The 21,354-nt window shown below is 66.9% G+C and carries 22 protein-coding genes; 12 read left to right on the top strand and 10 right to left on the bottom strand.

Features of this window, described 5'->3' with window-relative positions:
- Positions 1-84 precede the first annotated feature (84 nt).
- Entirely contained in the window at positions 85-1,278 is a 1,194-nt protein-coding gene (locus ASE91_RS11710) for a toxic anion resistance protein (RefSeq protein ID WP_055995737.1), read from the top strand.
- A 4-nt stretch (positions 1,279-1,282) separates the two neighbouring features.
- A complete protein-coding gene (locus ASE91_RS11705; protein ID WP_056626433.1) occupies positions 1,283-1,984 on the top strand; it encodes a hypothetical protein in 702 nt (233 codons plus the stop codon).
- A gap of 9 nt (positions 1,985-1,993) precedes the next feature.
- Here the strand turns inward: ASE91_RS11705 and ASE91_RS11700 are convergent, their stop codons facing one another.
- From ASE91_RS11700 to ASE91_RS11675, 6 genes are all read right to left on the bottom strand, one after another.
- The gene (locus ASE91_RS11700) at positions 1,994-2,410 is read right to left on the bottom strand and encodes a hypothetical protein (RefSeq protein WP_056626431.1); all 417 of its coding nucleotides are present in this window, start codon (positions 2,408-2,410) and stop codon (positions 1,994-1,996) included.
- A gap of 429 nt (positions 2,411-2,839) precedes the next feature.
- The gene (locus ASE91_RS21060) at positions 2,840-3,052 is read right to left on the bottom strand and encodes a TonB family protein (protein ID WP_235530495.1); all 213 of its coding nucleotides are present in this window, start codon (positions 3,050-3,052) and stop codon (positions 2,840-2,842) included.
- A 588-nt stretch (positions 3,053-3,640) separates the two neighbouring features.
- The gene (locus ASE91_RS11690) at positions 3,641-4,426 is read right to left on the bottom strand and encodes a 3'(2'),5'-bisphosphate nucleotidase CysQ (RefSeq protein WP_056626429.1); all 786 of its coding nucleotides are present in this window, start codon (positions 4,424-4,426) and stop codon (positions 3,641-3,643) included.
- Positions 4,419-5,765: a TldD/PmbA family protein gene (locus ASE91_RS11685; protein ID WP_056626426.1), complete on the bottom strand. Its 1,347-nt coding sequence runs from the start codon at positions 5,763-5,765 to the stop codon at positions 4,419-4,421. The genes ASE91_RS11690 and ASE91_RS11685 overlap by 8 nt, the downstream gene beginning before the upstream one ends.
- Before the next feature lie 38 nt (positions 5,766-5,803).
- A complete protein-coding gene (gene ubiA / locus ASE91_RS11680) occupies positions 5,804-6,733 on the bottom strand; it encodes a 4-hydroxybenzoate octaprenyltransferase (protein WP_056626425.1) in 930 nt (309 codons plus the stop codon).
- Positions 6,734-6,829: 96 nt separating this feature from the next.
- A complete protein-coding gene (locus ASE91_RS11675) occupies positions 6,830-7,036 on the bottom strand; it encodes a hypothetical protein (RefSeq protein ID WP_055995755.1) in 207 nt (68 codons plus the stop codon).
- Between the two features lie 134 nt (positions 7,037-7,170).
- On the opposite strand from ASE91_RS11675, the gene ASE91_RS11670 reads away from it, so the two are divergent.
- From ASE91_RS11670 to ASE91_RS11650, 5 genes are all read left to right on the top strand, one after another.
- On the top strand, positions 7,171-7,446 hold the full coding sequence (locus ASE91_RS11670; protein ID WP_055995758.1) for a hypothetical protein: 276 nt from the start codon (positions 7,171-7,173) through the stop codon (positions 7,444-7,446).
- Positions 7,446-7,760: a DMT family transporter gene (locus tag ASE91_RS11665; RefSeq protein ID WP_055995762.1), complete on the top strand. Its 315-nt coding sequence runs from the start codon at positions 7,446-7,448 to the stop codon at positions 7,758-7,760. Before ASE91_RS11670 ends, ASE91_RS11665 begins: the two co-directional genes overlap by 1 nt.
- A 9-nt stretch (positions 7,761-7,769) precedes the next feature.
- Positions 7,770-8,513: a 16S rRNA (uracil(1498)-N(3))-methyltransferase gene (locus ASE91_RS11660; protein WP_056626423.1), complete on the top strand. Its 744-nt coding sequence runs from the start codon at positions 7,770-7,772 to the stop codon at positions 8,511-8,513.
- Between the two features lie 67 nt (positions 8,514-8,580).
- Positions 8,581-9,954 carry a glutamate--cysteine ligase gene (locus ASE91_RS11655; RefSeq protein ID WP_056627145.1) on the top strand — a complete coding sequence of 458 codons (1,374 nt, stop codon included), beginning with the start codon at positions 8,581-8,583 and terminating at the stop codon, positions 9,952-9,954.
- A 125-nt stretch (positions 9,955-10,079) separates the two neighbouring features.
- Positions 10,080-12,476: a TonB-dependent receptor gene (locus ASE91_RS11650; protein ID WP_056626421.1), complete on the top strand. Its 2,397-nt coding sequence runs from the start codon at positions 10,080-10,082 to the stop codon at positions 12,474-12,476.
- Here ASE91_RS11650 and ASE91_RS11645 read toward each other — a convergent pair.
- Positions 12,454-13,785 (bottom strand): methyltransferase family protein, encoded by a 1,332-nt coding sequence (locus ASE91_RS11645; RefSeq protein WP_055997192.1) that lies wholly within the window; start codon positions 13,783-13,785, stop codon positions 12,454-12,456. The two genes, ASE91_RS11650 and ASE91_RS11645, sit on opposite strands and share 23 nt — an antisense overlap.
- Before the next feature lie 72 nt (positions 13,786-13,857).
- Here ASE91_RS11645 and ASE91_RS11640 point away from each other — a divergent pair, with 72 nt between their 5' ends.
- Both ASE91_RS11640 and ppa read left to right on the top strand, forming a co-directional pair.
- Complete coding sequence (locus tag ASE91_RS11640; RefSeq protein ID WP_200911266.1) at positions 13,858-15,789, top strand: M61 family metallopeptidase; 1,932 nt, start codon at positions 13,858-13,860, stop codon at positions 15,787-15,789.
- A gap of 139 nt (positions 15,790-15,928) precedes the next feature.
- Positions 15,929-16,504 (top strand): inorganic diphosphatase, encoded by a 576-nt coding sequence (gene ppa / locus ASE91_RS11635; protein WP_055995774.1) that lies wholly within the window; start codon positions 15,929-15,931, stop codon positions 16,502-16,504.
- 60 nt (positions 16,505-16,564) lie between these two features.
- On the opposite strand, the gene ASE91_RS11630 is transcribed toward ppa, so the two are convergent.
- Positions 16,565-16,933: a TfoX/Sxy family protein gene (locus tag ASE91_RS11630; protein ID WP_055995776.1), complete on the bottom strand. Its 369-nt coding sequence runs from the start codon at positions 16,931-16,933 to the stop codon at positions 16,565-16,567.
- Positions 16,930-17,823: a DMT family transporter gene (locus ASE91_RS11625; RefSeq protein WP_056627144.1), complete on the bottom strand. Its 894-nt coding sequence runs from the start codon at positions 17,821-17,823 to the stop codon at positions 16,930-16,932. The genes ASE91_RS11630 and ASE91_RS11625 overlap by 4 nt, the downstream gene beginning before the upstream one ends.
- A gap of 106 nt (positions 17,824-17,929) precedes the next feature.
- Between ASE91_RS11625 and ASE91_RS20260 the strand changes: the two genes are divergently transcribed.
- Together ASE91_RS20260 and ASE91_RS11620 are read left to right on the top strand one after the other, a co-directional pair.
- On the top strand, positions 17,930-18,070 hold the full coding sequence (locus tag ASE91_RS20260) for a hypothetical protein (RefSeq protein WP_156361396.1): 141 nt from the start codon (positions 17,930-17,932) through the stop codon (positions 18,068-18,070).
- A gap of 82 nt (positions 18,071-18,152) precedes the next feature.
- A complete protein-coding gene (locus tag ASE91_RS11620) occupies positions 18,153-18,791 on the top strand; it encodes a DUF1345 domain-containing protein (RefSeq protein ID WP_056626414.1) in 639 nt (212 codons plus the stop codon).
- A gap of 155 nt (positions 18,792-18,946) precedes the next feature.
- Here the strand turns inward: ASE91_RS11620 and ispG are convergent, their stop codons facing one another.
- A complete protein-coding gene (gene ispG / locus ASE91_RS11615; protein ID WP_056626412.1) occupies positions 18,947-20,071 on the bottom strand; it encodes a flavodoxin-dependent (E)-4-hydroxy-3-methylbut-2-enyl-diphosphate synthase in 1,125 nt (374 codons plus the stop codon).
- Positions 20,072-20,174: 103 nt separating this feature from the next.
- Between ispG and ASE91_RS11610 the strand changes: the two genes are divergently transcribed.
- The gene (locus ASE91_RS11610) at positions 20,175-21,341 is read left to right on the top strand and encodes an acyltransferase family protein (protein WP_056626410.1); all 1,167 of its coding nucleotides are present in this window, start codon (positions 20,175-20,177) and stop codon (positions 21,339-21,341) included.
- The last annotated feature ends 13 nt before the right edge of the window (positions 21,342-21,354 follow it).

Raw genomic sequence — 21,354 nt, 5'->3', positions numbered from 1 at the left:
GCCCGCTTGGTGTATTACCTAAATACCACAGTTGAATGATACCGCGTTCGCATGGCATCACCCGGCGGACGACGTGGAGGAACTATGGCGACGCAGACTGAAGAACCCGCGCTGGTGCTGACGCCGCCCGATCCGGTGCCGACGGTTCCCGCCGCCAAGGCGGCCGGACTGGTCCCGGTCGACGACGTCAAGAAGACCGAATTGCAGACCCGCGTCGACGATTTCATCGACCAGCTGGTCGCGCAGGACGTGAATTCCCCCGAATTCGGCAAGCGGGTCGACGCGATCAGCAATCTGGGCGCGCGCGAGATTCGCGAGGCGGCGGGCCAGTCGAACCGCTTCCTCGACCGGCCGGTGCGGGCGATGGATCAGGAATCGGGCGTCGGGGCCGATCTGGCGCAGTTGCGCCGCACGATCGAGGATCTCGATCCGGGCCGTCAGGGCAATCTGCTCGAACCGAAAAAGCTGTTCGGCATGATCCCGTTCGGCAGCAAGGTCCGCGATTATTTCGACGGCTATAAATCCGCGCAGAGCCATATCGCCTCGATCCTGAAGCGGCTGCAATCGGGCAAGGACGAGCTGTTGATGGACAATGCCGCCATCGACACCGAACGCGCGAACCTGTGGACCGCGATGGGGCGGCTCGAACAGATGATCTATCTTTCGCGCGAGATGGACCGGAAGCTGGAGGACAAGGCCAACGAGCTGGATCACACCGACCCGGCCAAGGCCAAGGCGATCCGCGAAACCGCGCTCTTCTATGTCCGGCAACGCAGCCAGGACCTGCTGACGCAGATGGCGGTGACGGTGCAGGGCTATCTCGCGCTCGATCTGGTCAAGAAGAACAATGTCGAGCTGGTGAAGGGTGTCGATCGCGCCAGCACCACCACCGTCGGCGCGCTGCGCACCGCGGTGACCGTCGCGCAGGCGCTGACCAACCAGAAGCTGGTCCTCGAACAGATCACCGCGCTCAACACCACCACCGCCAACATCATCGATTCGACCGGCAAGCTGCTCCGCTCGCAAACCGCGACGATCCATGAACAGGCCGCCGCCTCGACGATTCCGGTCGAAGTGCTGCAACGCGCGTTCCAGAACGTCTATGACACCATGGACGCGATCGACACGTTCAAGCTGAAGGCGCTCGATTCGATGAAGACCACCATCAACACGCTCGGCAGCGAGGTCGAACGGTCGAAGGGCTATATCGCCCGTGCCGAGGGCGCGTCGCAGAACGCATCGGGCCAGGGCGAGACGTTCAAGCTGGAGGCGATGTAGGCCCATGTCGCGCAGCGACGAGGTATTGGAACGCGCCAGCCTGACGCTGGAACGCGCGCGCGAACGCAACGGCGTCGTCGCCCCGCGCGCCCGGCGGCGGCGCGAGGCGGAGGTGCTGCGCCGCGTCGGCCGCATCGCGCTCGCCGATGGCGCGATCCTCCTCGCCGCGCTGGTGCTGGGCTGGTTCGTGCCGCTGGGCGTCGGCGGCGCACTGCTGGTCGTCGCGCTGCTGATCGCGGCGACGGTGCTGTTCGCGGCACTGCCGGTCACGCGACCGGTCGCCGTCGAGCAACTGGTGCAGGCCCCGATCAAGTCGCTGCCGTCGCAGACCGAACGCTGGCTCGCGACGCAGCGCCCCGCCCTGCCCGCCCCCGCCGTCAGCCTCGCCGACGCGATCGGAATCAAGCTCGACACGCTGTCGGCGCAACTCGCCACGCTCGGCGACGACGAACCGATGGCGGCATCCGAAGTCCGCAAGCTGGTGGGCGAACAACTCCCCGAACTCATCCGCGGCTACCAACGCGTCCCCGAACCCCTCCGCCACGTCGAACGCAACGGCCGCACCCCGGATCAGCAACTCGTCGACGGCCTGCGCATCATCGACGGCGAAATCGCCGCGATGACCCAGCAACTGGCGCAGGGGGATCTGGACAGTCTGGCGACAAGGGAACGGTATCTGCAGATCAAGTATCAAGGCGAAGAGTAGGATCGTTGCTCAGGGCACCCCCGGCAGCGTCAGCGGATCGCTGGCGATATAAGTGATCGACGCCCCGTCGGCGTCCGGCTTGCGTCGAAAGACACGCGCCTTGGATGCGTACGCGATCGACAGGACGCCCGGTCGCGGCCAGACGACGCTGATCCAGATGTTACCCGCCCGTTGCAGATCGGTCGCGCCGTGATCGCTGTCGGCGATAAAAACTTCGGTCGCCGTGTCAGCCGGACGGCTCGAACGGCCAAGCTTCACTACCGTCGCGATGTCCGTCGTCGCACCACAGTCGCGCGCTTCGACCAGCGCATATCGGTCACTGCCCCTATCATATGCCTTGTGCACGACTTCGGTCGAGCAAACGGGCGCCGACCCGCAACCGCTCACGGCCAAGACGGGTAACAGAATCAGCATGCGACGGATCATCTTCTGCCCTCTGGACGACGTTGCTCCAGCGACGTCATTTCCGCTTTCCTACAGCTAACGGCGTTCCGTACCCTCTTCCGCGCTCTTTCTCATTTTCGATCAATCACCGGCACAACCTGTGAAGCCAGTCCACTTTCGGAGAAATGCCCGCAATCTGATCGCTCCCCTCCCTGACAAGAGCTTCGGGTCGGTCATGCCCCCGTCATGACCTAAACAGTGCGGGGCACTATTTACCCGAAGCTGGGTTTGGGGTGGATAGGCGGGTTGTGGAGAGCACCCGTTCCCCGCAGGCCGACCCACCCCCGACCACTCCCTAGTCCAGGGAGGGGAGTCGGTCCCGTCAAACGTCACGAATCCCGAAAGCCGCGCCACGCACAAACACCGCGCAAGTGTGACCTTTGTGACCTTTGGCCGAAAACCCGTATCTTTTCAGTCGCGCTCGACATCCCAGTCATGCCGCTGCACCATGACCGACGGCACCGCCCGCCCGCGTCCGTCCAGCGACGGGCGGAAGCGAAAGACGCGTTCGATCTGGCGACAGGTCGCGATATCGATCGCACGATTGCCGCTCGACCGTCGGATGCGACAGTCGGTGGCCCGGCCATTGGGTTCGACGACGTAATCGACCTCGACGGTCCCCACGAAACCGTCCTCCGCCAGTTCGGGCGGCAACCGCGCGCCCTGCAATGATCCGCCGATCTGCTCGGGCGGGGTGTCGCCCCCGCCGCCGCCATCGCCATCCCCCGCACCGCCACTGCCAAGGCCATTGCCGACCCCGCCCGCACCCGTCCCCGGCCCGACCCGATCGGTCGCGCCCGACGACGCGTCGCTCCCCGGCCCGGCGACCGGTGCGGTCACGACCGGTGGCGGCTCCGGCAGCGGGACGACCGGCGGCGTGGCGACGATCTCGGTCGCCTTCGACCGGATATTGGGCGGGGCCGCCCGCCNCCCGCCCCTCCGGCCGCCCCTGCCGCACGACCTGCGGCACCGGCGGCGGGGGTGGCGGGGGTGGCGGATCGGGCGGCGGCGGCAGGATGTCGAACGTCGCCAGCGCCCGCTCCGCCACCCGCGGCGCATCGACGCCCAGCCCGACGATCAGCGCCCAGCCGAGCAGGACATGCAGCGCGATGGTCACGCCCATCGCACCGATCCGCGTCCGTTCGGGAAGTGTCGCCTGCATCGCCATCGCCCTGGCACAACGCCGATGAATGGCGGCTGATCCGCGCGCGCCTACCGCTTCCCCAACGCCACGATCGCCCGCTCGCGCAGCCGTTCCACCGCCGCCGCATGGATGCCCGGAGCCGCCGCCATCACCCCGAAAAACTGCGGGCGTGGCTGGTTGAAGCGCAGCTTGCGTCCGATCGCGTCGGTCACCGTCGCCCCCGCCTCGCGGGCCAGCAGGATGCTCGCCGCCACGTCCCACTCATTGCCCCAGCGGATGGTGGCGAGGAAATCGGCCTCGCCCGCCGCGACCATCGCCATGCGAAGCGCGATCGAATTGGGCTTGGCGACCATCAACAGGTCGCGGTCCGCCTTCGCCAGCGCGTCGACCGGGGTGCGGCTGCCGGAAAAGTCGCTGCGGGTGCTGACCGCCAGTCGTTCGCCGTTCAACCACGCCCCGCCGCCGGTGCGCGCCGTCCAGCGCTGCCGCCGCACCGGCGCGTCGAGCACGCCCAGCACCGGCTGGCCATCCTCGACCAGCGCCACCGATACCGCCCAGCCGTCGCGCCGCCGGATATAGTCGCGCGTCCCGTCGATCGGATCGACGATCCACACCTGCCGCCTTGCCAGCCGGATGGCATCGTCGGCGGTCTCCTCCGACAGCCACCCCGCTTGCGGAAGCAACGCGCTCAACCGGTCGCGCAGCAACCGGTCGACGGTCAGATCGACCTCGCACACCGGATTGCCCGGCGCCTTTTCCCATGTCGCGAAATCGCCGTGAAAGCGATCGTGCGCGAGCGCTGCCGCCTCGGCGACGATCGCCGTTACCGGTTCGAGCAGCGCTGCGTCAGCCACCCGCCACCGTCATGCCATCGACCCGGAGCGTCGGCACGTTGACGCCCTGCCGATGCTCCAGATCGCCCGCCGCGGTCAGCGACGCCAGCATCGGGCGCAGATTGCCGGCGATGGTGATGCCCGATACCGGCCGCGTGATCTCGCCGCGTTCGATCAGGAAGCCCGACGCCCCCCGGCTGTAATCGCCGGTGACGCCGTTCACCCCCTGTCCGATCAGTTCGGTGACAAGCACGCCGTGCTCGATATCGGCGATCAGCGCCTCGCGCGTGCCAGTGCCGCCCGCCAGATGGACGTTGCCGGTCGTCACCCCCGGCGGTCCGCTCAACCCCCGTGAGGCATGGCCGGTCGGCTCCAGCCCCAGTTGCCGCGCCGACGCGCTGTCGAGCAGCCAGGTTTCCAGCACGCCATGATCGACCAGCGCCATCGGCGACACCGGCAATCCCTCGCCATCGAACGGCCGCGCGCGCAGCCCATGCGGGCGGTGCGGATCGTCAAGAATCGACAGGTTCGTCGGCAGGATGGCATGGCCCAGACAGTCGCGCAGGAAGCTGGTGCCGCGCGCGATCGACGGACCCGAGATCGCGCCGAGGATATGGCCGATCAGGCTGCCGCCGACGCGCGGATCGAACACCACCGGCATCGCCCCGCCATCGATCCGCACCGGGTTCAGCCGGGCGACGGCGCGCTCGCCCGCGCGGCGACCGACGCTCTCCGGGTCTTCCAGCATCGCGCGGTGCCGTGCCGAATGATGCGCATAGTCGCGCTGCATCGCCGCGCCTTCGCCGGCAAGGACGCTGGCCGAAATGCCGTGGCTGGTGACCGCATAGCCCTGCGCAAAGCCGTGACTGGTGGCGAAGGCGACGACCGCGCGATTATAGCCGGCCGATCCGCCTTCCGAATTGCTGACGCCCGATACAGCACGCGCCGCGTCCTCGACCGCCAGCGCCGCCTCGCGCAACACCTGCGGGGGAACGTCGCCGCCATCGTCAAGGTCGAGCAGCGGAGCCGCGCCGTGCAGCAACCGCTCGGCCGGGGCAAGGCCCGCCCAGCGATCCTCGGGCGCGGCGCGGGCCATCGCCACCGCGCGTTCGGCCAGCGCGTCCAGCCCGGCATCGGACAGGTCGGACGTCGACACGCTCGCCGATCGCTGCCCCACGAACACACGCAGGCCCAGTTCACTGCCTTCCGACCGGCCGACATCCTCCAGCTGCCCCAGCCGCACCGACACCGACAGCGCGGTATCGGCGACGAGGATCGCATCGGCGGCATCCGCGCCATGACGCTTGGCAAGGTCCATGGCGGCGTGCGCCCGGTCGACGGCTTGGGACGGAGTCTGCATGGTCGGCAGATGGGAAGCCGAAGCACGCACGGCAACGCTCACGCCGCCTGCCCCACCACCAGCAGCCCGAGGAAGATCAGCAAGCCGGCATCGCGGTTCGAGCGGAACCGCCGCAGCGTGTTCGCCCCCTCCTCCGGTTTGAGTGTCGCGACCTGCCACAACAAATGCAGCGACCCCGGCAGCAACGCCGCGAGCGCCAGCGGGGTCGGGAACACCCGCCACACCGCCCCTGCCCAGCACGCAATGGCGACGACATACAACAGCGTCACGCCGGGCCGCACCCGGCCGCCCATCGCCCGTGCTGAGGACCGTACCCCGACCATCGCGTCGTCCTCGATATCCTGACACGCATAGATGGTGTCGTATCCGATCACCCACGCGATCGACCCGGCATAGAGCAGCGCCAGCGGCAGCCAGTCGTCGGTGCCCATCTGCGCCCATGCGACCGGCGCCGCCCACGAAAACACCATGCCGAGCCACGCCTGCGGCCACCACGTGATCCGCTTCATGAACGGATAGGCGGCGACCAGCGCGAGGCTTGCCAGCGCCACGATCGCGGCGGTCAGGTTCAGCTGCAGCAGCACGACCAGCCCGATCAGGCTGAGGACCAGCAGCCACACCCACGCCGCCTTCACCGACACCGCACCGCTCGCCAGCGGGCGGTTGGCGGTGCGCGCCACCTGCCGGTCGAGATCGCGGTCGACGATGTCGTTATAGACGCATCCCGCCCCGCGCATCGCGATGCTGCCCAGCAGGAACCACAGCAGCATGTCCCACCGCTCGACCGCCCGCCCCGACAGCGCCATCGCCCATGCGCCGGGCCAATAGAGCAGCCACCAGCCGATCGGCCGGTCGAAGCGCGCCAGCAAGGCGAACGGGCGTGCGGCGCGCGGCAGGATCGCGATCAGCCCGCGATGTTCGGTATCGGCAACCTGTTCGGACGCGGCGGCGGGGTTCGGGGACGGCATCCCGCCCTGCTGCCACGACCGCGCGCGAAGCGACAGGGGGAATGCGCCGCGCCACGACGATGGCCCCGTCGTCCGGCAGAACGGCGGGGCGGTCGATCAGTGCTTGGCCTGCGCCTTGGCCTGCTTGGCATAATGATGGTGCATCGCGACGCAGCCCGCCGCCGCGCCCAGCAACCCGTGGCCCTTGCCGACGAAATGCCCCGCGACCGCGCCGGCGGCAGCGCCGCGGACACAGCCCTTGGCCAGCGCCGGTTGCGCCGCCAGCATCGCCAGCGGCAGGACGATCAGTGAAAAGGAACGCATGTTGCACCTCCGTCGAACACCATGTCCGATGCCGGATACAGTGCCTGAAATGGCGGATTTGTTGCGTTAAACCTTCGTCACCTTGCGGTCACGAAGCGGTCGCGCGGCTCCCGGATCGCGGCTACAGACGCCCCATGGACCTCGACCAGTTGCTCAGCCACTATTTCGGCACGACCGACCCCGAAACCGCCGATCCGGCGACGATCGATGCCGCGCGCGAACGGATGGCGATCGATTTCGGCATCGAACGCGATCCGTCGCGCCGCTTCGCGCTGTGGACGCTGATGGACGCGATCGGCGAAGCGCCACCCCCTGCCGAAGCGTTCGAGAAGGAACCGGCGCTGCGGGCAGCGGCGGACCGCTATCTCGACGCCGCCTACCGGATCGAACGCGACGCGGAGACGCCGTGATGCCGTGGGTCATGCTGGCCGTCGCCGGACTGCTCGAGATCGTCTGGGCCTATTACATGAAACTGTCGGACGGCTTTTCGAAGCCGCTGCCTACCCTCGCCACCTTCGTCGCGATGTTCGCCAGTTTCGGGCTGCTGTCGCTGGCGATGAAGCAGCTGCCGCTCGGCACCAGCTACATGGTGTGGACCGGCATCGGTGCACTGGGCGCGTTCGTCGTCGGCATCGTCCTGCTCGGCGAAGCGGTGACCCCGCTGCGCCTGATCGCCGCGGCAATGCTGCTCGGCGGGCTGGTACTCATGAAGCTGGCGTCCTAACCCCGCGCCATGCCCGCCACCCCCGCCTGGCCGACCGATTCGTCGCCCCGCCTGTTCGTCGAACAACCGCTCGGCCCGGGCGTGCAGGTCCGCCTCGACGGCGCGCAGGCGCATTATCTGCTGTCGGTGATGCGGGTGAAGGACGGCGACACCGTCCGCCTGTTCGACGACGCGACCGGCGAATGGCGCGGAGTCGCGTCGCAGGTCCGCAAGCGCGATCTGGTCATTGAGGCGACCGACCAACTCCGCGATCGGGAGGTCGTGCCTGATGTCTGGCTGTGCATCGCCCCGACCAAGAAGGGCCGGATCGACTGGGTGATCGAAAAGGCGTGCGAACTGGGCGTCGATCGCATCGTGCCGGTGCTGACCCGCCGCACCGTCGTCGACCGTCTGAACCTCGACCGGTTGCGCGCGCATGCGATCGAGGCCGCCGAGCAATGCGGCCGCACCGCCCTGCCCGCGCTCGCCGAACCGGTGAAGCTGCCCGCGCTGCTGCGCGACTGGCCGGCGGAGCGCACCCTGTTCTTCGCCGACGAAACCGGCGGGGTGCCGGCGGTCGCGGCGATGCGCGCGCATCCCGGCCCCGCCGCGATCCTGATCGGTCCCGAAGGGGGCTTCGATCCGGAGGAACGCGACGCCGTCCGCGCGCTGCGCCAGGCGGTCGGTATCGCGCTCGGCCCGCGCATCCTGCGCGCCGAGACGGCGGCGGCGGCGGCAACGGCCTTGTGGATGGCCGCCGCCGGCGACTGGTAGCCGCGCTATACCCCTATCAACGACAGCCCCCTAGCGTCGCACCGTCCCGCCGTTTATGGGCGCGACCATGAGCACGAAGACCGTTTCGGACACCAGCGCAGCGGTCATAGAAGACCGCTCGCAACTGATCGCCTATTTCGCCGGGGGCGAGAAGCCGGCCGAGCGCTGGCGGATCGGCACCGAGCACGAGAAGTTCGTGTATCGTACCAGCGATCACGCCGCCCCATCCTATGACGAACCGGGCGGCATCCGCGACCTGCTCGCCGGGCTCGAACGCTTCGGCTGGCGTCCGGTCGAGGAAGGCGGCAAGGTCATTGCGCTCACCGGCAGGGACGGTTCGGTCAGCCTCGAACCCGCCGGACAGTTCGAACTGTCGGGCGCGCCGCTCGAAACCCTGCACCAGACCTGCGCCGAAACCGGCCGGCATCTCGATCAGGTGAAGGCGGTCGGCGACGAACTGGGCCTCGGCTTCCTGGGTCTGGGCATGTGGCCCGACAAGCGCCGCGACGAACTGCCGATCATGCCCAAGGGCCGCTATGGCATCATGCTGAACCATATGCCGCGCGTCGGCACGATGGGCCTCGACATGATGCTGCGCACCTGCACCATTCAGGTGAACCTCGACTATGCGAGCGAGGCGGACATGGTGCAGAAATTCCGCGTCGGCCTCGCGCTGCAACCGCTCGCGACCGCGCTGTTCGCCAATTCACCCTTCACCGACGGCCTGCCCAATGGGCAGCTATCCTATCGCTCGCACATCTGGTCGGACACCGATCCGGCGCGCACCGGCATGCTGCCCTTCGTGTTCGAGGACGGTTTCGGCTATGAACGCTATGCCGACTATGCGCTCGATGTGCCGATGTACTTCGTCTATCGAGACGGTCGCTATATCGACGCCGCCGGCCTGTCGTTCCGCGACTTCCTGAAGGGGGAACTGTCGGTCCTGCCCGGCGAGAAGCCGACGATCGACGACTGGGCCGACCATCTCTCGACCGCCTTCCCCGAAGTGCGGCTGAAGACCTTCCTCGAAATGCGCGGCGCCGATGGCGGTCCATGGGGGCGCATCTGCGCGCTGCCCGCCTTCTGGGTCGGTTTGCTCTACGACCAGGGTGCGCTCGATGCGGCATGGGATCTGGTCAAGGGCTGGTCGATTGACGACCGCCAGACGCTGCGCGATGCGGTACCGGCGCTCGGCCTCGATGCGCCGCTGCCCGGCGGCGGTCGCCTGCGCGACGTAGCGGGCGACGTGCTCGACATCGCCGGACGCGGCCTGTCCGCCCGCCGTCGCCTCGGGCCATCGGGCGAGGACGAGAGCGGCTTCCTCGAACCGCTGCGCGAGGTCGTCCGCTCGGGCAAGGTGCCGGCGCAGGTGCTGCTCGACAAATTCGCTGGCCAATGGGCCGGCAACCTGTCGAAGGTGTACGACGACTACAGCTTTTAACATTTCACTAATTCGGATATCAATTTTCTAAATTCACTGAACTGCCATCGTTTCGGCGTACGACTGTCATCGACGACGCATAGGCGACCCCGGTCCGCGTTTCCGCGGTTCCGGGAGGGAATTCCATGTTGTCCGTTACCACGGCAGTGCGCCGCCGCGCACGCCTGTTGCTTGCCGCGTCGCTCGCGTCGTTGATCCTCGCCGCCCCCGCTACCGCGCAGCAGATCGCGCCGGAGGCTACGGCCGATGCCGATACGACCGATCAGGCGGACGGCACCGTCGTCGTCACCGGCAAGCGCACGACCCGCTCGGCCGTCGTGCTCGAAGCCGCCGAGATCCAGAAACTCCTGCCCGGCGTCAATCCGGTCAAGGCGATCCAGACGCTGCCCGGCGTCCAGTTCGAAACCGCCGATCCATGGGGCAATAACGAACAGAATATCGCGCTGTCCGTCCATGGCTTCAATCAGAACCAGCTGGGCTTCACCCTCGACGGCGTGCCGCTCGGCGATCAGTCCTATGGGAATTTCAACAGCCTGTCGCCGCAGCGCGCCGTCATCAGCGAAAACGTGGCGCGCGTCCGCCTGACCGCCGGTGCCGCCGACCTCGCCACCGCCTCGGCCAGCAATCTGGGCGGCGGTCTGGAAACCTATACCAGTGATCCGGCAGCGGAGATGGGCGGCCGCTTCGGCCAGACCTTCGGCAGCTACGACGCCAGCCGCAGCTATCTGCGCTTCGACACCGGCCGGTTCGACGCGCTGGGCGGCAGCAACGCGCTCTACATCTCGGGCATCCGCCAGAACGCCCGCGCGTGGGAATTCGACGCCCGGCAAAAGGGGTGGCAGGCCAACGCCAAGTTCGTCCACTCGACGCCGACGACCACGCTGACCGGCTATTTCGCGTACAGCCAGAAGGACGAACCGAACCAGGATTCGGTCGCGCGCAACACCGGCAGCTTCGAACCCTATTACCGCACCGTCCTGTATCCGAACTGGCAGGGCGCGCTTGCCTATCTCGACGCGAACGGCGCGCCGCCGTCGAACAATCCGGCCAACTATCTCAACTATTATGGCGATGCGCAGCGCACCGACTATCTTGCCTATCTCAAGCTCGAACAGAAGCTGGGCGACGGCATCGTCTTCAAACTTCAGCCCTATTATCACCATGACGATGGTCAGGGGCAGATCGTCGGGCCGATTTCGGTTGCGGGCCTGCCGGGGCTGTTCCGCATCTATTATCCGGGTCAGAATCTGAAGCAGGTCTTCGGCAATTCGGGTTATGCGCTGCGCACCACCGAATATGGCATCAACCGCGTCGGTTCGCTCGCGGCATTGACCGTCACCAGCGGCGACCATGTGTTCGACATCGGCGGCTGGTACGAACATAATCGCAACACCATCTTCCGCCGCTGGTATGCGGTGCCGGTCGGCAGCCCGCCCTCGCCATACGAATATGCCGATCCGTCGCTGCGCCGCCTGACCCAATATGCCAGCATCACCGAATATGACCTGATCCAGCTGCACGTACAGGACCGGTGGCAGGTAACCCCGGCCCTCGCGATCGAGGGCGGGTTCAAATCCAGCCTGCAATTCGCCGAAGGGCGCATCCCGGTCCAGCCGCGGCCCGGCGCACTGCCCGGATCGTCGACCGGTTTCCCGGAGGGTCAGCTCAACACCCGCAAATGGTTCCTGCCGGCAATCGGTGCGGTGTGGGACGTGACGCCGAACGATCAGGTCTTCGGCCACATCCAGAAGAATGTTCGCCAGTTCCAGGCATCGGTCGCCGCCGGCCTGTCGCCGTTCAACGTCGGCAGCCAGCAGGCGTTCGACCAGATCAAGGCCGATACCCAGCCCGAATCGTCATGGACCTACGAAGCCGGCGTCCGGTCGCGCCACAATGTCGACCTCGGCCCGGTCACCGCGATCGAGGGGCAGTTGAGTGCCTATCACGTCGATTTCAGCAACCGCCTGCTGCAGATCAGCGCGACGCCGGTCATCGCCTCGGTCATCGGCGGCGTGTCGATCCTCCAGAATGTCGGCGGCGTCACCACCAACGGCATCGATGCGGCGGCGACGGTGCGGTTCGGACCGGGCTTCTCGATCTACAACGCGCTGTCGTACAACCGCTCGCGTTACGACGACGACTATGTCAGCGGCACCACCACCATCGCGACCGCGGGCAAGGACGTGCCCAACGTCGCGCGCTGGCTGAACAAGACCGTCGTCACCGCCGCGTCGGGTCCGTTCGAGGTGCAGGCGATCGGCGATTTCGTCGGCCGCCGCTTCGCGACCTATACCAACGACCAATCGATTTCGGGTCGCTACCTGATCAGCCTTCAGGCGAGCTATGCGCTGCCCGAAACGCTCGGGCTGGGGCTGCGCAACACGCGGCTGTCGGTCAACATCACCAACCTGACCGACCGCAAGGGCATTTACGAGATCGTCGTCGGTGCCGCCGCGCGGACCTTCAACACCTATGCCCAGCCGCCGCGCATGGCGTTCTTCACCCTGTCGGGCGGGTTCTGATCGCATCGGGCGGGGGGTTACGGCCCCGCCCGATCCCGATACGGGCAAAGGCGCGCGGGATAGCGCCATGGCGCGTCATCCAGCCGCTATAGGCGCGATAGACCGGATCGAGGCCGAGATGCCGTTCCTCGGTCCGGGCACGCCAGTAATAGACGCTGCTGACCGCCGCCATGATCGCGGTATTGCGCGCCGCTTCGGTACAGTTATCGGCGGTCGTCAGGACGGGGATCGTCGAAATCCACCAGAACAGGTTCTTCGACAGATAGGCCGGGTGCCGGCTAAAGGCATAGGGTCCGTGCGTCAGGATGCCGCGATGCGTCAGGTTCGAGAACCGCAACCCGAACGCCAGTGTCGCCCACGCATAGATCGCGGTCAGCCCGACCAGCACCGCGCCGACCAGCCACAACGCCACCGGCTGCCCGGCGAACCAGTGGGTCCAGTCCGACGTCCCCGGATGATAATCCAGCGGCCCGCCATCGGCCATCAGGATGAACGGCGGATAGCAGATCAGCGCCGCCGCCCATCCGGCGGCATAGGGCGTGGCGCTGCGAATATGGCTGTCGAGCGGCCGCATCGCGAGGATGTATCCGGCGGTCGCCACGCCCACGTCGATCACGAACATGAAGGTGATCAGCCAGTTGGCCAACGGCACCGGTCCGGTCACGATGTCGGCGCGCTGGGTGCGGATCAGTTCGCCGAACCCCGGCGGCACGATGGCGAGCATGAACGCGAGGAAGAACGCCTTCACCGCCCAGCCGCGCAGGTGGTTGTATATCGCCGCGTGGTCGATCGGCTCGGGCAGGTGCATCATCCACGCCCCCAATGCCCAGCACCCGTCCTTTGGTTCGACCAACCGCCGGTCGATCCACAGCATGTACGGGATCGACAGCACGAACAGCGGCACGGCCGCCCATTCGAACACCCACATCGAAAAGGCGAACCCGCCCTCCCAATAAAATCGCCCGGTCGCATAGATGCCGGCGATCACGCCCCAGGTCAGCCACAGCCCCGCCAGCTTCGTCAGGCTGATCTCGACCGTCTCGCGCCACGGCCGGACATGGTCCCAATCGATGCCGGTCGACGGGTTGCGGTGCACCTTGTCGACCAGCAGCGACCACAACACCATCGGCACCGCACAGGCGACGACGTTGACCAGCGCCGCATACGGACCGTCCATCCCGTAATGCCACGCGACCGCGATCCAGCCGCACAATCCAGCCAGCCCGGCCAGCCCGACGCCCGCCGACACCGCCGATGCGGGCCGCGATTCGGGTTCGGCTTGCACAGGCAACGGGTTGGCGTGATACATGGCGTCATCCGCTATCACCGACATGGTAAGCATCCGGTGAAGCATATCCGCGTCCGAAGGAAGTCCCCGCCCTTGCGTACCCATTTGCTGCGTGTCCCGCTGAGCGTATTGCTGCTGACCACCGCCCTGCCCGCCACCGCCCAGATCAACCCGCCCGGCAACACGCTGCCGCAACCGACGCCGATCGTCGACACCGTCCCCGCCGCACGCGACATTGACTATCCCGGCACGATCAAGCTCGACGTCGACGCGACCGACACGGTGCAGGGCATCTTCCGCGTGAAGGAAACGATCCCGGTCGCCCGCACCGGTCACATGGTGCTGATGATGCCGAAATGGCTGCCCGGCAAACACGGCCCCCGCGGCGAGATCGAGAAGCTGGCCGGCCTCGTCGTCCGTGCCAACGGCCGTGAGCTGCCATGGACCCGCGACGTGCTCGACATGTTCTCCTTCCATATCGACGTGCCCGCCGGCGCGAAGAATCTCGACGTGCAGTTCCAGTTCCTGTCGGCGCAGCAGGGCGATCAGGGCCGCATCGTCGTCACCCCCGAAATGCTGAACCTGCAATTCGAAGCGGTGAGCCTGTACCCTGCCGGCTATTACACCCGCCGCTTGCCCGTAGAGGCGTCGGTGCGCTATCCCGCCGGCTGGACCGCCGCATCGGGCCTGCCGTCGAAGGTGCAGAACGGCGTCTATAAATATGACCGGACCAGCTACGAAACGCTGATCGATTCACCGGTCTTCGCCGGCAAATATTTCAAGCGGTTCGCACTGACCGACCGGGTCGGGTTGAACATCGTCGCCGACAAGCCCTCCGAACTGGCCGCCACCCCCGATCAGGTCGCGGCGCATACCCGGCTGGTCGAACAGGCGGTGAAGCTGTTCGGCGCGCAGCATTACGACAAATACGAATTCCTGCTGTCGATCACCGACAAGATGGGTTCGATCGGCCTTGAACATCATCGTTCGTCCGAAAACGGCGTCGACCCCGGCTATTTCACCGACTGGACTGCGGGGCCGGGCGAACGCAACCTGTTGCCGCACGAATTCACCCATAGCTGGGACGGCAAGTACCGTCGTGGTGCGGACCTGTTCACCCCCGATTTCCGCATGCCGATGCGCAACTCGCTGCTGTGGGTGTATGAGGGGCAGACCCAGTTCTGGGGCTATGTGTTGCAGGCGCGCTCGGGGCTGGTGTCGAAGCAGGATACGCTCGACGCCTATGCCGACATCGCCGCCGCACTGGACGCGCGCGAGGGGCGGCAGTGGCGGCCGCTGATCGACACCACCAACGATCCGGTCATCACCGCCCGTCGTCCCAAGGGCTGGCCCAGCTGGCAGCGTTCGGAGGATTATTACAACGAAGGCCTGCTGGTGTGGATGGAGGTCGACTCGATGCTGCGCAAGCAGTCGGGTGGCACCAGGTCGATGGACGATTTCGCCCGCGCCTTTTTCGGGATGCGCGACGGCGACTGGGGCGTGCTGCCCTATACGCTGGCCGATGTCGCAAAGACGCTGAACGGCATCCAGCCCTATGACTGGGCCGGCTTCCTCGACAGGCGGCTGGACGCCCGCACCGATCGTGCGCCGATCGACGGTTTCGCCGCCAACGGCTATCGCCTGACCTATACCGACACCCCGACCGCCTATCTGAAGGGGCGCGAGAAGAGCGCGGGCGGCGTGTCGCTGCCCTATTCGCTGGGTCTCGGCGCGAACAAGGACGGCAAGGTCACCAGCGTGATCTGGGGCAGCCCGGCGTTCAAGGCCGGGTTCGAGATCGGCACGACGATCCTCGCGGTCAACGGCAGCGCCTATACCCCCGATCGCCTGCGCGATGCGGTCGGCGCGGCCAGGGGCGCGAAGGAACCGATCCGCCTGACCGTCAACCTGAACGAAGCGGTGCGCGAGGTCGCGATCCCCTATCACGACGGGCACCGGTATCCCCGGTTCGAAAAGGTCGGTTCGGGCGACAATGGCCTCGATCGCCTGCTTACCGCGAAATGATGTTCGGCCGGATGATCCCGATCCGGGACCATCCGGTTGTCACCTTTGACGATTCTAAACAAAACCTGCTTCAACCGTTCGTAAATGCGGCTAAAGGGCGCGTCGTACGCGCGTCCGTGCCAGACAAGGGAGACTATCAATGCGCATCGACATGGTGCCGACCGGCGACAATCCGCCGAGCAGCCTGAACGTCATCATCGAAGTTCCGACCGGTGGCGAACCGGTAAAGTATGAATTCGACAAGGCTTCGGGCGCGCTGTTCGTCGACCGCATCCTGCACACGCCGATGCGCTATCCGGCGAATTACGGCTTCGTGCCGCACACCCTGTCGCCCGATGGCGATCCGCTCGACGCGCTGGTCGTGTCGCGCTCGCCCTTCATTCCCGGCTGCGTCGTCCGCGCCCGCCCGATCGCGGTGCTCAACCTCGAGGACGAAGCCGGCGGCGACGAAAAGCTGGTGTGCGTGCCGGTCGATTCGACCTTTCCCTATTACAGCAACGTCGGCGAACGCGCCGATCTGCCCGAAATCGTGTTCGAACAGATCGAACACTTCTTCACCCACTATAAGGACCTCGAAAAGAAGAAGTGGGTCCGGATCGGCACCTGGGGCGGTGCCGAGGAAGCCAAGCGCATCACGTTGGAAGCGATCGAACGCTACAACGCAGCCAAGGCGCAGGGCGAAGAACCGCACGACTACGACGTACCGGGTCGTTGAGCTTATGCGGGCGGGGATTTTCCCCGCCCGTTTTGTTTGCGGCAAAGGGACACGATCCCGCTATGCCGTATCCCGCCGCTTCGTCCGCCGCCGCTTGACCGGCGCCCGGCGCCCCGCCTCGACCGCCAGCGCCGCCCATTCGGCCAGCAGGTCGGCATCGTCGAACACGCCATCGGGCACCCGGCGATAGTTCATCGTCGCAACGCTTCCGTCCTTCCGCTGATAGGTGAATCGCGTGCACCCGGCGGCGTCCCAGACCGGATCGGCCACTGCATCCGATTTGAACCACAGCGCATCGTCGAGGACGATCGCGAAGACCATGCCGTCGAGATACAGCGTCGCACCGCCCATCATCCGCCGCCAGGTGACGCGCCCGACGGGTGCCAGCGCCTCCTCGACCCAAAGCAGCAAGCCTTCGTCGGCGCTCATGCCCCCGCCTCGCTCTGCATCGCCGGCACCCGCCGCCGCACCGCGACCACGCACCCGGCGACGATCAGCAGCGCACCGATGACGGTGTAGGGCGACACCGTTTCGCCGAACACGATCCAGCCGGCCAGCGCGGCCCACAGGAACGCGCTATATTCGACCGGGGCCAGCACCTGCGCCTCCGCCCGCGCATAGGCCCAGGCGAGCGCCATCACCGACGCAATGTTCAGCAGGATCGCTCCGAACAGCGGCAGCAGTTGCGATCCTGCCGGCATCGCGCCCAGCCACGGCGCGGCCGGCAACAGCATCCCGCCGATGACGAGATTGGCGAAGAAGGCAACCTCGACCGGGTCGGCGACCTGCGCCTGTCGCCGCAGCAGGATCAGGCTGCCGGCATAGAGTATCGACGCAGCGACGCAGGCGAGACTGCCGAGCACTGCCTGCGTCGAGGCATCGGCCTGCACCTCCCCCGCCGCGATCACCAGCACGCCCGCCGACGCGACCACCGACCCGACGATCGCCGCGCGGCGGATCGTCTCACCCAGAAACAGCGCGGCCAGATACAGCGCGATCAGCGGCGCGAGGAAGGTCAGCGCCACCCCCTGCGCCATCGGAACGCGGGCAAGGCCCCAGAAGAACAGCACCACCGACGATCCGGCCGCAACGCCGCGCCCGATATGCAGCGCCAGCGTCGCCCGCACCGGCCAGCGTCGCCCGACCGCAACGAACAACACGCCGCACAGGATCGCACCACCGATCGATCGCCACAGGACGGCGTTGTAGGCGCCGCTGTCGATCGACAACTGCTTCATCAGCGCGTCCATCACCGTATAGACCATGATCCCGCCTCCGGCGACGAGGAAGGCGCGCAAGCTGGACGGGGCGGCAGACATCGGCGGACCTTTGCGAACGGCGGACGGGATCGCTGTCGCGTGCGCGTCGATTTGATGCAAGGGCAGGGATGCGGATGGTATAGGCTCATCACCGGGCGCCTCGCCCGTGAAGGACAACGTCATGGCCAAGAGCCAGCAGAAGTCGAACAAGGAACTCCGCAAGCCCAAGGCGGCCAAGGTGAAGACCATCGCCGCCAACGCATCTACCAAGGACAAGCCGGTCGGCATGGTGACGATCAAGAACTGAACGGGTCCGGCGCCCGGCCGGTCCCCATCACCGGACGGCCGGACCGCTTCCGAACGGCGCGGCGGTACGATACAGGAACCGCATGTCGCTCAATCTCGGCCAACGCATCGCGCCGCCCCGCTTCATCGTCTTCGCGCTGGTCGCGGGTGCGGTCGGGGTGTGGAGCATCCCTACGTTCGGCTGGCGCAGCGGGGTTCCGCTGGCGTTCGATGCCGGGGCGGTCGTGTTCCTGCTGTCGTGCATCCCGCTTCTCGGCGCATCGACCGATGCGATGCGGGCCGCTGCGATCCGCAACGACGCCAACCGCCCGCTGCTGCTGCTGCTCTCCGGGGCGATCGCGATTGTGGTGCTGGCGGCGATCGGTGTCGAACTGGGACAGCGCGGCAGTCCGGGCGCGGGCGTCGTGGTGCTGGTCGTGGCGACGCTGCTGCTGACATGGGCATTCGCCAACACCATCTACGCGATGCACTATGCGCATCTTTTCTACACCGCCGATGCCACCGGCAAGGACAGCGGCGGCATCGACATGCCCGGCACCGACGAACCCGATTACTGGGACTTCGTCTATTTCGCCTTCACGCTCGGCATGACGTTCCAGACCTCGGACGTATCGATCACCTCGCGCATCATGCGCCGCACGGTGACCGGCCATTGCCTGATCGCGTTCGTCTTCAATCTGGGCGTGGTCGCGTTCAGCGTGAACGTGCTCGGCGGGTCATAGGCGTTAGCCTCGCAGGCCACTCCGTTCGTCCTGCGTAGCCATCGAGCGACGTGGAAATGGCGTATCGAAGGACCGCCCAGGGTAGTTCGATACGAGCCTTCGACTCCGCTCGGCCGCTACTCGGCACGAACGGTCCGGCGGGATTGGGCCGCCGCCTACTCCGCGGCCTGCGGCATCCCCGCACTCGCCGCATCGATCTCCGCCGCCTTGGCCTCGACCAGCCTGACGATATGCTCGATCATGTCGGCGTCCTGCACATGGTGGTCGGTGACTCCCGACAGATAGACCATGTGCCGGCCGTTGCCGCCGCCGGTGATGCCGATATCGGTCTCGCGCGCCTCGCCGGGGCCGTTGACGACGCAGCCCAGCACCGACAGCGACATCGGCGTGCGGATATGCTGCAACCGCTCCTCCAGCGCCTGCACGGTGCGGATCACGTCGAATCCCTGCCGCGCGCAGGACGGGCACGACACGACGCGCACCCCGCGATTGCGGATGCCCAGCGCCTTCAGGATTTCGAAGCCGACGCGGATTTCCTCTTCCGGCTCGGCCGACAGCGATACGCGGATCGTGTCGCCGATCCCGAACCACAGCAGCGACCCGATGCCGATCGACGACTTGACCGTGCCGCCGACGAACCCGCCGGCCTCGGTAATGCCCAGATGCAGCGGGCAGTCGACCATCTCGGCCAGTTGCTGATACGCCGCGACCGCCATGAACAGGTCGGATGCCTTCACCGCGACCTTGAATTCGTGGAAGTCGTGGTCCTGTAACAACTTGATATGGTCCATCGCCGACTCGACCAGCGCGTCGGGGCATGGCTCGCCATATTTTTCGAGCAGATGCTTTTCGAGGGAGCCGCCGTTCACGCCGATGCGGATCGCGCAGCCATTGGCCTTTGCCGCGCGCACGACTTCGGCGACGCGCTCGTTCGACCCGATATTGCCCGGATTGATGCGCAGGCACGCCGCACCCGCATCGGCGGCTTCCAGCGCGCGCTTATAGTGGAAATGGATGTCGGCGACGATCGGCACACGCGCGGCGCGGGTGATCTGCCGAAGCGCGGCGGTGCTCGGCACGTCGGGGCACGACACGCGGATGATGTCCGCGCCCGCCTCTTCGCAACGGCGGATCTGGTCGATCGTCGCCACCGCATCGGAGGTGTCGGTATTGGTCATGGTCTGCACCGTGACCGGCGCGTCGCCGCCGACGGGGACGTTGCCGACCATGATCTGGCGGCTTTGCCGGCGGTGGATATCGCGCCATGGGCGGATCGACATGGTAAATTCTCGCTAACGCTTCGGTTATTTGTTCCCAGTATAGGGCGGCATTGCGTCAGGCGAAAGTCGCGTGACGCAATGCCGCAGGGGACTTCAGCAACGCATGACACCGGCGGGCCGCCATTACGGGCTGGACTGGCTGCGCATCGCCGCATTCGCCATGCTGATCCCCTATCACATCGCACTGGCGTTCAGCCCGTGGCACTGGATCGTGTCGACCGGCCACGCCTATCCCGCGCTGGTCGTGCCGATGGCGGCGCTGACGCCGTGGCGGCTGGGCCTGTTGTTCGCCGTTTCGGGCTATGCCAGCGCGATGCTGTTCGCGCGGGCCGGCGGCTGGTTGGCATTTGCCCGCGATCGATCGCGGCGGCTGTTGGTCCCGCTCGCGTTCGGCATGGTCGCGATCGTGCCGCTCGAAATGTGGGTGCGCGTGCGCGAAAGCAGCTATCTCGATGGCTATCTGCATTTCTGGCTGTTCGATGCGTGGGCGGTCGGCACGCGGTGGGGCGTCGAGTTTCCCAGTTGGGAGCATCTCTGGTTCCTCGTCTATCTCTGGGCCTACACGATGATCGTGGCCGGCGTCACGGCATCGCGCCCGGCGCTGGCATGGCTCGACCGGGTGGCGGCGTGGTTGTCGCCCGGCATGCGCCTGTTGTGGGTGCCGATGACGACGACGGCGGCGGCGCGTCTGGCGCTGCTGTTCCTGATCCCCGAACGGCAGGGGCTGTTTCGCGACTGGGCGGGCCATTCGCAGTTCCTGACGCTGTTCGTCCTCGGTTTCCTGATCGCGCGCCATCCGGCGCTGTGGCGCTCGCTGCACCGGTGCTGGCCCTTGGCCGCGCTGCTCGCACTGCTGGCGGGCGGCGTCGCGATGAGCGTGGAAGTCACCTATCCCGGCACCGCCATACCACCGCACGCGGTGATGGCCGCCAGCCGTGCGGCCCGATCGGTCATGGCATGGGGGATGGTCGTCACGCTGTTCCACCTCGCCGACGCCCATGCCAATCGCGATCATCGCTGGCGGCGGACGCTGGGACAGGCGGTATTGCCCGCCTATCTCGTCCATCATCCCGCGATCGTGCTGGCGACATGGTTCACCCTGCCGCTGGCGCTGGCCCCGCCGGTACAGGCGGCGGCGATCCTGACCGCGACGATCGCCGCCTGCGCCGCGACCGTCGCGCTGGCCCGGCTGGTGTCGACGTTCGGCATCCTCGTCGGCGTCGCCCCACGCCCGGTACGACAGGGTGGCAGCCGACCCGCGATCTGCTAGCAGGCGGGCGTGT

The organism is Sphingomonas sp. Leaf62 (assembly GCF_001421915.1).
Lineage (GTDB): Bacteria > Pseudomonadota > Alphaproteobacteria > Sphingomonadales > Sphingomonadaceae > Sphingomonas.
Note: the sequence above shows the minus strand (reverse complement) of the source record. Positions and strands in the feature narration are given on the sequence as shown.

Coding starts and splice junctions, on each gene's coding strand:
- ASE91_RS11660 (WP_056626423.1), top strand. CDS start 7,770: ATGCCCGCCACCCCCGCCTGGCCGACCGATTCGTCGCCCCGCCTGTTC.
- ASE91_RS11685 (WP_056626426.1), bottom strand. CDS start 5,765: ATGCAGACTCCGTCCCAAGCCGTCGACCGGGCGCACGCCGCCATGGAC.
- ASE91_RS11705 (WP_056626433.1), top strand. CDS start 1,283: ATGTCGCGCAGCGACGAGGTATTGGAACGCGCCAGCCTGACGCTGGAA.
- ASE91_RS11620 (WP_056626414.1), top strand. CDS start 18,153: ATGTCGCTCAATCTCGGCCAACGCATCGCGCCGCCCCGCTTCATCGTC.
- ASE91_RS11700 (WP_056626431.1), bottom strand. CDS start 2,410: ATGATCCGTCGCATGCTGATTCTGTTACCCGTCTTGGCCGTGAGCGGT.
- ASE91_RS11610 (WP_056626410.1), top strand. CDS start 20,175: ATGACACCGGCGGGCCGCCATTACGGGCTGGACTGGCTGCGCATCGCC.
- ASE91_RS11645 (WP_055997192.1), bottom strand. CDS start 13,785: ATGTATCACGCCAACCCGTTGCCTGTGCAAGCCGAACCCGAATCGCGG.
- ASE91_RS11665 (WP_055995762.1), top strand. CDS start 7,446: ATGCCGTGGGTCATGCTGGCCGTCGCCGGACTGCTCGAGATCGTCTGG.
- ASE91_RS11630 (WP_055995776.1), bottom strand. CDS start 16,933: ATGAGCGCCGACGAAGGCTTGCTGCTTTGGGTCGAGGAGGCGCTGGCA.
- ispG (WP_056626412.1), bottom strand. CDS start 20,071: ATGTCGATCCGCCCATGGCGCGATATCCACCGCCGGCAAAGCCGCCAG.
- ASE91_RS11650 (WP_056626421.1), top strand. CDS start 10,080: ATGTTGTCCGTTACCACGGCAGTGCGCCGCCGCGCACGCCTGTTGCTT.
- ASE91_RS11625 (WP_056627144.1), bottom strand. CDS start 17,823: ATGTCTGCCGCCCCGTCCAGCTTGCGCGCCTTCCTCGTCGCCGGAGGC.
- ubiA (WP_056626425.1), bottom strand. CDS start 6,733: ATGCCGTCCCCGAACCCCGCCGCCGCGTCCGAACAGGTTGCCGATACC.
- ppa (WP_055995774.1), top strand. CDS start 15,929: ATGCGCATCGACATGGTGCCGACCGGCGACAATCCGCCGAGCAGCCTG.
- ASE91_RS11670 (WP_055995758.1), top strand. CDS start 7,171: ATGGACCTCGACCAGTTGCTCAGCCACTATTTCGGCACGACCGACCCC.
- ASE91_RS11675 (WP_055995755.1), bottom strand. CDS start 7,036: ATGCGTTCCTTTTCACTGATCGTCCTGCCGCTGGCGATGCTGGCGGCG.
- ASE91_RS11710 (WP_055995737.1), top strand. CDS start 85: ATGGCGACGCAGACTGAAGAACCCGCGCTGGTGCTGACGCCGCCCGAT.
- ASE91_RS11655 (WP_056627145.1), top strand. CDS start 8,581: ATGAGCACGAAGACCGTTTCGGACACCAGCGCAGCGGTCATAGAAGAC.